The sequence below is a fragment of the Ichthyenterobacterium magnum genome, assembly GCF_003610635.1.
Taxonomy (GTDB): Bacteria; Bacteroidota; Bacteroidia; order Flavobacteriales; family Flavobacteriaceae; genus Ichthyenterobacterium; species Ichthyenterobacterium magnum.
The window spans coordinates 1,065,404-1,076,777 of sequence record NZ_RAQJ01000001.1 but is presented as its reverse complement, the minus strand read 5'-3'; the positions used below and the strand labels follow the sequence as shown (position 1 = coordinate 1,076,777).

Annotated in this window: 9 protein-coding genes; 6 read left to right on the top strand and 3 right to left on the bottom strand. The window is 32.1% G+C overall.

The genetic code is table 11. From position 1 onward, the window contains the following. Nucleotides 1-99: 99 nt before the first annotated feature. The 4 genes from aspS to BXY80_RS05060 all read left to right on the top strand — a co-directional run bounded on the left by aspS (nucleotide 100) and on the right by BXY80_RS05060 (nucleotide 4,234). Nucleotides 100-1,854 (top strand): aspartate--tRNA ligase, encoded by a 1,755-nt coding sequence (aspS, locus tag BXY80_RS05075; RefSeq protein WP_120200112.1) that lies wholly within the window; start codon nucleotides 100-102, stop codon nucleotides 1,852-1,854. Between the two features lie 46 nt (nucleotides 1,855-1,900). Then, nucleotides 1,901-3,679: a chloride channel protein gene (locus BXY80_RS05070; protein ID WP_120200111.1), complete on the top strand. Its 1,779-nt coding sequence runs from the start codon at nucleotides 1,901-1,903 to the stop codon at nucleotides 3,677-3,679. Between the two features lie 34 nt (nucleotides 3,680-3,713). After that, a complete protein-coding gene (locus tag BXY80_RS05065; RefSeq protein ID WP_120200110.1) occupies nucleotides 3,714-3,950 on the top strand; it encodes a hypothetical protein in 237 nt (78 codons plus the stop codon). A 92-nt stretch (nucleotides 3,951-4,042) separates the two neighbouring features. Next, nucleotides 4,043-4,234, top strand: coding sequence for a cold-shock protein (locus tag BXY80_RS05060; RefSeq protein WP_120200109.1), 192 nt, complete (start codon nucleotides 4,043-4,045; stop codon nucleotides 4,232-4,234). A 57-nt stretch (nucleotides 4,235-4,291) separates the two neighbouring features. Here BXY80_RS05060 and BXY80_RS05055 read toward each other — a convergent pair whose 3' ends face one another. Continuing rightward, complete coding sequence (locus tag BXY80_RS05055; RefSeq protein WP_120200108.1) at nucleotides 4,292-4,741, bottom strand: nucleoside deaminase; 450 nt, start codon at nucleotides 4,739-4,741, stop codon at nucleotides 4,292-4,294. 72 nt (nucleotides 4,742-4,813) lie between these two features. Between BXY80_RS05055 and BXY80_RS05050 the strand changes: the two genes are divergently transcribed. Further along, nucleotides 4,814-6,574, top strand: a complete 1,761-nt coding sequence (locus tag BXY80_RS05050; RefSeq protein WP_120200107.1) for a 1-deoxy-D-xylulose-5-phosphate synthase — start codon at nucleotides 4,814-4,816, stop codon at nucleotides 6,572-6,574. Here the strand turns inward: BXY80_RS05050 and BXY80_RS13895 are convergent. Beyond that, a complete protein-coding gene (locus BXY80_RS13895) occupies nucleotides 6,571-6,741 on the bottom strand; it encodes a hypothetical protein (RefSeq protein WP_162843267.1) in 171 nt (56 codons plus the stop codon). The two genes, BXY80_RS05050 and BXY80_RS13895, sit on opposite strands and share 4 nt — an antisense overlap. 228 nt (nucleotides 6,742-6,969) lie before the next feature. Beyond that, nucleotides 6,970-8,313, bottom strand: coding sequence for a deoxyguanosinetriphosphate triphosphohydrolase (locus tag BXY80_RS05045; protein WP_120200106.1), 1,344 nt, complete (start codon nucleotides 8,311-8,313; stop codon nucleotides 6,970-6,972). A gap of 181 nt (nucleotides 8,314-8,494) precedes the next feature. Between BXY80_RS05045 and BXY80_RS05040 the strand changes: the two genes are divergently transcribed. Next, nucleotides 8,495-11,341 carry a TonB-dependent receptor gene (locus tag BXY80_RS05040; protein ID WP_120200105.1) on the top strand — a complete coding sequence of 949 codons (2,847 nt, stop codon included), beginning with the start codon at nucleotides 8,495-8,497 and terminating at the stop codon, nucleotides 11,339-11,341. Nucleotides 11,342-11,374: the final 33 nt, after the last annotated feature.

Sequence of the window (11,374 nt, the reverse complement as noted above, 5' to 3'; positions counted from 1 at the left end):
AAGGGTTGATTAATAGCGAGAAAAGCCACAACAATTGTTGTGGCTTTTCATTTTTATAATCATTTAACTTCACTAAATTTGCAACTCTAAATTTAGAATATGTACAGAAGTCATAATTGCGGTGAATTAAGAGCATCGCATATCAATACAGAAGTAACTTTATCAGGTTGGGTACAAAAATCTCGCGATAAAGGATTTATTGTTTGGGTAGATTTAAGAGATCGCTATGGTATTACACAACTTGTTTTTGATGAAGAACGTACATCAAAATCAATGATGGAGCAAGCACAACAACTTGGTCGCGAATTTGTTGTACAAGTTAAAGGAATCGTTATTGAACGTGCGTCTAAAAATCCAAATATGCCAACTGGTGATATAGAGTTACTAGTTTCAGAATTAACAGTTTTAAATGAAGCAATCACACCTCCTTTTACTATTGAAGATGATACAGATGGTGGTGAAGAATTGCGCATGAAATATCGTTACCTTGATATTCGTCGTAACCCAGTTAAAGACAATCTAATTTTTAGAGCTAAAGTAACTCAAGAAGTAAGAAACTATTTATCTAAAAATGATTTTATAGAAGTTGAAACACCTTACTTAATAAAATCTACACCAGAAGGTGCACGTGATTTTGTTGTACCTAGCAGAATGAACGAAGGTCAGTTTTACGCCTTACCGCAATCGCCACAAACCTTTAAGCAATTGCTTATGGTTGGTGGCATGGACAAATATTTTCAGATTGTAAAATGTTTTAGAGATGAAGATTTACGTGCAGATAGACAACCAGAATTCACACAAATAGATTGTGAAATGGCGTTTATCGAGCAAGAAGATATATTAAATGTTTTTGAAGGTTTAACGCGTCATTTACTTAAAGAAGTAAATGGTGTTGAAATAGATAAATTTCCAAGAATTCAATATGATGATGCTATGCGTTTATACGGAAACGACAAACCAGATATTAGATTTGGAATGGAGTTTGGAGAATTAAACGCCGTAGCGCAACACAAAGAATTCAACGTATTTAATTCTGCAGAATTAGTCGTTGGTATTGCTGTTCCTGGCGGAAATAAATATACAAGAAAAGAAATTGATAAACTTATTGATTGGGTCAAGCGCCCACAAGTTGGAGCTCAAGGCATGGTGTACTCGCGCTGTAATGATGACGGAAGTTTTAAATCTTCAGTAGATAAGTTTTACGACCAAGACGATTTAGCAAAATGGGCAGAAGTTACAGGTGCAAAAGCTGGCGATTTAGTTTGCGTACTTTCTGGAGATGCATCTAAAGTTAGAGCACAATTAAGTGCTTTACGAATGGAATTAGCAGAGCGTTTAGGTTTGAGAGATCCTAAAGTATTTGCTCCGCTTTGGGTTATGGATTTCCCATTACTAGAACTAGATGAAGAAACTGGTCATTATCATGCTATGCACCATCCATTTACATCTCCAAAACCTGGTCAGTTAGAATTATTAGATTCTAATCCCGGTGCAGTAAAAGCTAATGCTTACGATTTAGTTTTAAACGGAAATGAAATTGGTGGTGGTTCTATTCGTATTCACGATAAAGCAACTCAAGCTATTATGTTTAAGCATTTAGGCTTTACAGAAGAAGAAGCTAAAGCTCAATTTGGCTTTTTAATGGACGCTTTTGAGTATGGCGCGCCTCCTCATGGTGGTCTTGCCTTTGGTTTAGATCGATTGGTTGCTATTTTAGGCGGACAAGAAACCATTAGAGATTTTATTGCTTTTCCAAAAAACAATTCTGGACGTGATGTCATGATTGATGCGCCTGCTCCAATTGATGATGAGCAATTAACAGAGCTCAGTTTAAAACTTAATTTAAAATCATAAAACTATAATCCTGCTCTATGCAGGATTTTTTTATTAGTTTTAACTAATGCCAAAACAATCATTTATTAAACGTTTACACATTTTGAGATATAAATACGTCTCTCAAAAAAACTTTGTGCTTTTATTAAGTGTGCTAATTGGGTTATTAGCTGGGTTGATTTCTGTAACAATAAAAAACATTACCTATTTTATTCAGTGGTTTTTAGAAAAGAGCATTATCCTAACTCAAAATAACATTTATTTTATACTGCCAATTTTAGGGATATGGTTTGTTTACTTATTTGCCAAGTATATTTCTAAAAAACCTATAGAGCACGCCATTCCATCAATTTTATTTTCACTATCTAAAAATAATGGCTTAATTAAAAGTAGTAAAATATACTTACCTCTTATCACAGCACCTTTAACGGTTGGTTTTGGAGGTTCGGTTGGATTATTAGGTCCTGCTATTGCTTCTGCATCTGCTGTTAGTTCTAATATTGGGCAATTATTTCATATAGACAGAAAAACAAGAACCTTACTCATTGGTTGTGCTGCAGCTGGTGCTATTGCATCCATATTTCAATCACCAATAGCTGCCATTATTTTTGCTATAGAAGTATTTAGTTTAGACTTAACATTTGCATCATTACTTCCGCTTTTAATTGCTTCCGTTTCATCTATACTAACATCATACTTTTTTGTAGATGATGGTGTGCTTTTTAATTTTAATGTTTCAGATAAGTTTACAATAAAAGACACTTTGTTTTATATCATTTTAGGAATTGGAACCGGAATTGCATCCATCTATTTTTCAAAAATTTATTTTGCAGTCTATGCCTTTTTTGAACGTTTTAAAACGAATGGTCAAAAATTAATTGTTGGTGGATTAGCTATTGGTATTATGCTTTATTTTATTCCGCCATTATATGGTGAAGGTTTTGGTTTTATAAATGATCTATTAGATGGTAATCATTTACATGCATTAGGAAAAACACCTTTTGATAATTATCTAGATAACATTTGGATTGTTATCGCTTTACTTATAGGTATTACCATTTTTAAAGCTGTCGCCATGACTACCACTTTTGCTGCTGGTGGCGCTGGCGGAATTATAATCCCAACCATGGTTATGGGAAGTTCTCTAGGTAACGTTGTAGCAAAGGTTATAAATAATTTAGGTTTTGGTTTTCAAGTTTCTGAAGCAAATTTCACGCTTATTGGCATGGCAGGTTTAATTGCGGGTGTGTTACACGCACCTTTAACAGCCATATTTTTAATTGCAGAAATTACTGGTGGTTATGAGCTTTTTGTTCCGTTAATGATTACAGTTTCTATGTCTTTTATTATTACAAAAAATGCTGTTGAACATACAATTTACACCAAAGAACTTGCCGAGAAAGGCGCACTGTTAACTCATGATAAAGATAAAAGCGTACTTACACTTATGAAACTGGATAGTGTTATAGAAAAAAACTTTACTATTCTTAATACAGAAATGTCCCTTGGTGAAATGCTGCATCAAGGAGTCGCAAAATCTAGTCGAAATTTATTTCCCGTTGTTGATGAGTTAAACCGTTTAGTTGGTATCATTCTTTTAGATGATATTAGAAATGTAATGTTTGACCAAACACTTTACCAAACAACTTCTGTAGAAACCTTTATGCAAAATCCTCCAGATTGTATTGATTATGAAAAAGATTCTATGCAAAAAGTAATGAAAAAATTTCAAGATTCTGGTGCTTGGAATCTACCAGTTATCAAAAACGGAACTTACCATGGTTTTGTTTCAAAATCTAAATTACTTACGGCTTACAGGCGTGAATTAATTAACTTTACAACTTAAACTATAACAAGTGTTTGACAATAACTCTCCTCTAATGAAATATATAATCCTTATCGTTTTTTTAGCATGTCTTGGAAGTATTTTATGTGGTTACTTTTTAGAAACCGCTTACTCACAAAAGTTAATTGGTTTTGGTGTAGTTGGTTTATTTTTAATTGTATTTCCATTATTTTCTTATCACAGATGGAAAAATAAAAACCTTAGAGACTATATGCTTACTAAAGAAAATCTAGATAAAATGAGGAAAAATCAAAAAGACAAAAAGTACTGATTTTCAATATTTTAAAAAATTACAATTAATTAACACGCCGCATTAGTTAAAAGACTACCTTTGCTCTTTAATTTTTATAATATATTATTACAATGACTGGAACAGTTAAATTTTTTAATGATTCAAAAGGATTTGGATTCATTACCAACGACGAAACAGGAAAAGACATTTTCGTACACGTATCAAACCTTAATGGTGTTGAATTACGTGAAGGCGATAATGTAGAGTACACAGAAGAAGAAGGAAGAAAAGGGTTAGTTGCCGCTAATGTGCAAGTTCTCTAAGAGATATACTTTATTACAGTTTCAACGCTCAGCAATTGCTGAGCGTTTTTTATTTAATCAATTTAAGTTTCGCTTTTCAATAAAAAAGCGTTTTAATAAATCTGAAGCTTCATCGGCTAAAACGCCTCCTTCAAGTTTTGTTTTTGGATGTAGCTTTGTGTTTAAAGCAATGCAACCCCTTTTTTCATCTCTTGCGCCATAAACAATTTTAGAAATCTGACTCCAATACAAAGCACCAGCACACATTTGACAAGGTTCTAAGGTAACATATAGAGTGCAATTTACTAAGTACTTTCCGCCTAAAAAATTTGCAGCAGCAGTAATGGCTTGCATTTCGGCATGTGCTGTTACATCATTAAGTAATTCGGTTAAATTATGTGCTCTTGCAATTATTCTATTATCAATAACAATAACAGCTCCAACAGGAATTTCTCCTTTATCAAAAGCTTCTTCTGCCTCTTGCAAGGCTTTTTTCATAAAATAAGTATCATCAAAAGGGTTTTCCATAATTGTAAAAATACAATTTCATCAGCTAATATTTGTTGTTTATGGCATTTCAAATAGTACATTTGTAATTACATGAGTAATCTATTAAATCGTATTTATTCGCCTAAGGAATTACGTCAATTACCAATTGACGAACTGCCTCAACTCGCTAAAGAGTTACGCGAGTTTATCATTAATATAGTTGCAACTAAAGAAGGTCATTTAGGAGCAAGTCTTGGTGTTGTAGAATTAACTCTTGCTCTACATTACGTATTTAATACACCTGAAGATTTATTAATTTGGGATGTTGGTCATCAAGCTTATGGACACAAAATAATAACAGGCCGAAAAGATATATTTCATACCAATAGGCAGCTTAATGGTATTAGCGGTTTCCCAAAACGAGATGAAAGTGAATATGATGCCTTTGGTGTTGGACACTCATCAACCTCAATTTCTGCAGCTTTAGGTATGGCAATTGCGTCACAACTAAAAGGTGATGATAAACATCATATTGCCGTTATTGGAGATGCTTCAATGGCTAGCGGAATGGCTTTTGAAGGCTTAAATCACGCCGGCGTTACTGATGCCAACCTATTAGTAATACTTAACGATAATGCCATTGGTATTGACCCAAGTGTTGGAGCTTTAAAGCAATACTTGACTAATGTAAAAAAAGGAACTCAAAAACAAGATAATATTTTTGAAGCTTTAAATTTTAATTATTCTGGACCAATTGACGGTCATGATATAAACAAAGTTATTTCAGAATTAGAACGACTAAAAACAGTTAAAGGCCCAAAGTTTTTACATGTAATAACTACCAAAGGAAAAGGCTTAAAACAAGCTGAAGATAATCAAGTTAAATATCATGCTCCAGGCAAATTCGACGCGAAGACTGGAGAAATTTATGCCAAATCTGCCTATAGGCAGCCACCTAAGTTTCAAGATGTTTTTGGACATACACTTGTTGAATTGGCTAAGCTAAACTCAAATATAATAGGTATAACACCAGCAATGCCAACGGGAAGCTCTTTAAAATATATGATGGAAGAAATTCCGGATAGAGCTTTTGATGTAGGTATTGCCGAACAACATGCAGTAACCTTAGCTGCAGGAATGGCAACTCAGGGTTTAATTCCGTTTTGCAATATTTATTCAACCTTTTTACAACGTGCCTACGATCAAGTTATACATGATGTTGCACTACAAAACCTTCCGGTTATTTTTTGTTTAGATCGTGCTGGTTTAGTAGGTGAAGATGGTGCAACACATCATGGCGTTTTTGATTTAACATACTTACGATGCATACCAAACCTCATCATTTTTTCTCCAAGAAATGAGATTGAATTACGAGATATTATGTATACAGCACAATTAGGTTTAAAACAACCAATAGCTATTCGTTATCCTAGAGGGAAAGGTGTTACTATAGACTGGAAACAACCGTTTTCAAAAATTAAAATTGGATCTGGTGTTCAACTAAAATCAGGCACAAAACTAGCAATATTGAGCATTGGTTTTATTGCCAATAATGTAACTGAAGCTATAGAAAACAGTAGCAACTCAAATGATGTTGCGCATTACGATATGCGATTTGTTAAGCCTTTAGATGAAAGCTTGCTACATTCTATATTTAAGTCTTACACTACAATATTTACTATAGAAGATGGCACCATTAAAGGTGGATTTGGAAGCGAAATATTAGAATTTGCTTCAAAGCACAATTACAAAAACAACATAAAAGTATTAGGAATTCCTGATAAATTCATTGAACAAGGTCGTGTAGGCGAACTACAGTCTATTGCAAAAATTGATGTGAAAAGTTTAATAAATTTAATTGAGAATATTTAATCTTCTTCTCTATCTACAGTAGCTAATTCTGGCTCTTCGTTAGTATCATACATTTGAACGTTTTCTCTTAGCTGTGAGTTTGTTGTATTAGAAATGTCATCAATCATTAATAAGATTGCTAAAGTGACAAAAAAGATTACGATTGCTCCAAGAATTTTCTTTCTCATGATAGTAGGTTTAATAGATTATGGTTAAACAAATATAACGAAACATCGTTTAAAACCAAATTTATTCGACAAAATGCATTTATTAATAAGAGAATTTCTAAAAAACGTTCTCTTTTCTTGCCGACAAATATTGTGCTTATTTCACTAAATTATTTTATAATCAGGAATAATTATTAACAGCAATATTAACAATACAAGCATACTAAAGCTTAAGATCAAATTTTCTGCCTATAAATGATTCCCTTTTAATTTTCTGTATGCAAGAATTGCATTACTATCTGATAACTTTGATATATAAAAACAAACCAAAGCCAAACTATCATATAAACTTTCTTGGTTGATATTTATATTTTTTGGTAATGATTTTAAAATTAGTTTATCATAATTTAAAGCATTTCCTGAAAAATGATTACAAATAGCAGAAGTAAAGGTGTTTAGAAGTTTATTAATGACTTCATAACCTGCAATTTCTTTATCTATAACCTCAGCAGATTGATAGACGTTCTCAATACTTACTTTAATAATATCTTTAATTTGAGCTTCATATTTACTATTGTCTAATAACGCTTTTGAAAATGTGCCATTTAAGATAGCTTCTTCATGTGTCATAAATAAATCTACAGCCTCATTGATAAGTGTATTAATGGCTAATGCTCTTAAGTAACTAACTCTATCTTGAGTATTTTTAAGTGAATGGTATTTTTCTGTATTAATTGAGTCTCTCACAAGATTTATAAGATATTCTAACGCATACTCTTCTTGAATTAATCCTAAATTAATTCCATCTTCAAAATCTATAATCGTATAACAAATATCATCAGCTGCTTCAACCAAATAAGCCAAAGGATGTCTTGAGTAACTCAAATCTTTACCTTCACCACGTTTTAGCAATCCTAATTCTTCAGCAACATCAATAAACGCTTGTTTTTCACTTTGAAAAAAACCATATTTCTTATCTGCAATATGATTTGTAGGTTTTTTGGGTAATGATTCTTTAGGGTATTTCATAAAAGCGCCAAGCGTAGCGTAACTTAATCGTAAACCACCTTCTCTACCTTCTCTGCTCTCGGTTAAAATTTTAAAACCATTTGCATTTCCTTCAAAATCACATAAATCTTGATATTCTTTATCAGTTAATTGGTCTTTAAATCTTTTTCCGTTTCCTGTTTTAAAAAACTCGCCTATAGCTTTTTCTCCACTATGCCCAAATGGTGGATTTCCAATATCGTGTGCCAATGCAGAAGCAGCTACAATAGCACCAAAATCATTTACTTGATAACCGTAAGTATCTTTTAAATGCGGATACTTTTCTAATAGTTTTTGGCCAACTCGTCGCCCCAAAGTACGACCTACAACGCTTACTTCTAAACTATGCGTCAATCTTGTGTGAACAAAATCTGTTTGTGATAATGGTATCACTTGAGTTTTATCTTGAAGACTTCTAAATTCAGAAGAAAATATAACACGATCATAATCTACTTCAAAACCCAAACGAGTTTCATCTTGTTCCTTTCTTAAACGTTTATGTGTATCTCCAAAACGTTTTAATGAGAGTAATTGTTCCCAATTCATAGTAAAAATTTAAGCAGCTGCAAGATAGCTATTTCAATGTTAAATTATTGTTTCCTTCAAATAAATAAAACCAAAATTACATAACGTTATCCTAACTTTTTTATGACTTAGTTTTAACTTCTGCTTAACCTTGACTTTACACTTCAATAGTTTCTTTGCTGAAAATAATTTAGAATAACTAATGAGACTATTTACATTACTTTTTTTACTAGTAACATCAACGATTTCTTTTGCACAAAATGCAGGTTCAATCTCTGGAAAACTTACTGATAAAGAATATAATAATGAGCCTTTAGCATTTGCAAATGTTTTAATAAAAGGAACTACAACTGGCGTAACATCAGATTTTGATGGATTATATCTTTTTGAAGAATTAAAACCAGGAACTTACACTATTGTTTTCAGTTTTGTTGGGTATGAAACACAAGAAATAATTACCGAAGTTACTGGTGGAAAAAACACAGAACTAAATGTAATAATGTCTGCAAGTGCGGCATCACTTGATGAAGTTGTTATTACAACAACCACTAAAAGAGAAAGCGAAGTTGCTTTATTATTAGACCAGAAAAAGGCAACAGAAATAAAACAAAGTATTGGCGCTGAAGAGCTATCAAGAAAAGGGGTTAGTAATGCAGCTGGAGCAGTTGCTAAAATATCTGGTGTATCTAAACAAGAAGGTTCAAGCAATGTTTATGTAAGAGGTTTAGGGGATCGTTATTTAAATACTACGCTTAATGGTTTAGCTCTACCATCAAACGATGTTAATAAGAAAAATATTGACCTCAATCTATTTGCTTCAGATATTATTGAAAATGTCTCAATAAGTAAAGCATATGCATCACGCTTTTACGGAGATTTTGCTGCAGGTAATGTAGATGTTTCTTCTAAAGATTATAAAGGCAAAGGGTTTTTCAATTCTTTCATAGGTTCATCAATAAACACAAATGCGGCTGACAAAACTTTTATAAAAAGTGAAGGCACTAGCTATTTTGGATATTACAATAGATATGACAACAACCCATTTGCAGTTGTATTGTCTCATGGTTTTGATCCGGTAGAACTTAACACGCCAATTGCTATAGATTTTGGTGGTTCGTTTGGGAAGTCGTTCAATTTTGAAAACGGAAGTAAACTAAGTTTTTATGCAACTGGTTCTTTTGGAAATACTTTTGAATACAGAAAAGGAGAAGCAACAGATTATACTAATGTTGAAAAGAAGTCTTTTGAGGTTTCTGAAGAATTTGAATATGGCACAAAAACAACAGCAATGGCTGTTGTAAATTATAAATTAGATAGTAATAACTCTTTTAAATTTAACTCACTGTTTATTAATAACTCATCTGATGTTGTAGGGCGTTTTGGAATTGATGGTAAAGGACGTAGTAGAGATGCCATTGCAAATACAGACGAAGGGTTTTATCAAATAGAAGTAAAGTTTAATCAAAACCTTACTTATGTTAATCAGTTTTTAGGAAAACATAATTATGATAAATGGATTGTAGATTGGGGAATTGGTTACAATCTTGTTAATGCTCATGAGCCAGACAGAAAACGTATTACTTTAGAAAAATATCAATTTGCGCTTGATAATGATAGTACAACAAACCCTACTTTTTATAGCAATGTAGCTTTCGATAACCAGCGTTATTTTCAAAATATAAAAGATTCAGAATTAAACGGCAGATTAAATATTGCCTATAAAGTTTTAGAAAACTTCAAACTAAACTTTGGTTATAACGGAAGAGCTAAAGAACGTAGTTTCGACAATATTAGATATGGTTACGACTTAGTAAACAGCAATATTGAAGTAGAAAATATTAATGACTTTAATAATATATTTTCATTAAACAACTTAAATACGAGTTCAAATCAAAACGGTCTTTACGAAATAAAAGTAATTAACAGTATTCCTGGACAAACCAATACTAACAGACCTGGTTTACCAGAAAACACATATAATGGTCAGCTAGATATCTATGCAGGTTATTTTAATGCTGAAATAAAAGCAGATAATAACAAATGGCTAATTGTTCCTGGAGTAAGATTAGAATCTATTAAGCAAACTATAGATTATAATGTTATTAATTTAGGAAACTCAGGTGTAGATAGTAATTCATCTTCAGAAACTATTGCGCTTCCTAGCTTAAGTGTAAAATATGGATTAACCAAAGCACAAAATCTGCGCTTCTCAGCAAGTCAAACAATTTCACTTCCAGAATTTAAAGAGGTTGCACCATTTGTTTACGAAAGTATTTCGCAACGTATTGGAGGTAACCCAGATTTATTAGGCACAAAAGCAGGCATAAATTACACCAATGTAAAAGATGTTTCCTATTCAAAAATATTAAACTTAGATCTTAAGTACGAATGGTTTATTAGTAAGTCTGAACTATTATCCTTTGGTGTATTCTATAAGCAAATTAAAGACCCAGTAAATCAGGTCGTAGCTTTCGATGCTACAGGAACACAACGCTATTTTAGAACTGGTGATGAAGCAAGAATTCTTGGGTTTGAAGCTGAAATTAGAAAAAATTTCATTCTAGATGAAGATGATAAAGCAAAACTTTCTGGAGGATTAAACTTTACTTATATGCATACAGAACAGGATTTGTATAAAAACATATCTGGAACTTATAGTGTAAGCTTTAGAAACGAAAAGGAAAAACTACAAGGCGCATCTCCAATTCTTATTAACGCAGATATTAATTATTCTCCAACATTCGGGAACTATAAGCCAACAGCAAACTTAGTATTTTCTTATTTCTCAGATAGGATTGATGCTTTAGGTTCTGGTCAATTACAAAATGTTATTGAAAAAGGCATACCAACCTTAGATTTTATTCTTAAAAACAAATTATCTAAAAATATAGACCTCGATTTCGGAATCAAAAATATTTTAAATCCAACCATCAAATATGTTAGAAATACAGCTGTAGGAGAAGTTATTGTAACCTCACCAAACGCAAAAGGTGTTTCAAACTATAAAAGAGGAATTGATATAGGGTTTCAATTAAAATACAAGTTTTAACATAATAACAAATCAAAAAAAAAAACATCAAAT

Coding starts and splice junctions, on each gene's coding strand:
- BXY80_RS05055 (WP_120200108.1), bottom strand. CDS start 4,741: ATGGAAAACCCTTTTGATGATACTTATTTTATGAAAAAAGCCTTGCAA.
- BXY80_RS05050 (WP_120200107.1), top strand. CDS start 4,814: ATGAGTAATCTATTAAATCGTATTTATTCGCCTAAGGAATTACGTCAA.
- BXY80_RS05065 (WP_120200110.1), top strand. CDS start 3,714: ATGAAATATATAATCCTTATCGTTTTTTTAGCATGTCTTGGAAGTATT.
- aspS (WP_120200112.1), top strand. CDS start 100: ATGTACAGAAGTCATAATTGCGGTGAATTAAGAGCATCGCATATCAAT.
- BXY80_RS05045 (WP_120200106.1), bottom strand. CDS start 8,313: ATGAATTGGGAACAATTACTCTCATTAAAACGTTTTGGAGATACACAT.
- BXY80_RS13895 (WP_162843267.1), bottom strand. CDS start 6,741: ATGAGAAAGAAAATTCTTGGAGCAATCGTAATCTTTTTTGTCACTTTA.
- BXY80_RS05060 (WP_120200109.1), top strand. CDS start 4,043: ATGACTGGAACAGTTAAATTTTTTAATGATTCAAAAGGATTTGGATTC.
- BXY80_RS05070 (WP_120200111.1), top strand. CDS start 1,901: ATGCCAAAACAATCATTTATTAAACGTTTACACATTTTGAGATATAAA.
- BXY80_RS05040 (WP_120200105.1), top strand. CDS start 8,495: ATGAGACTATTTACATTACTTTTTTTACTAGTAACATCAACGATTTCT.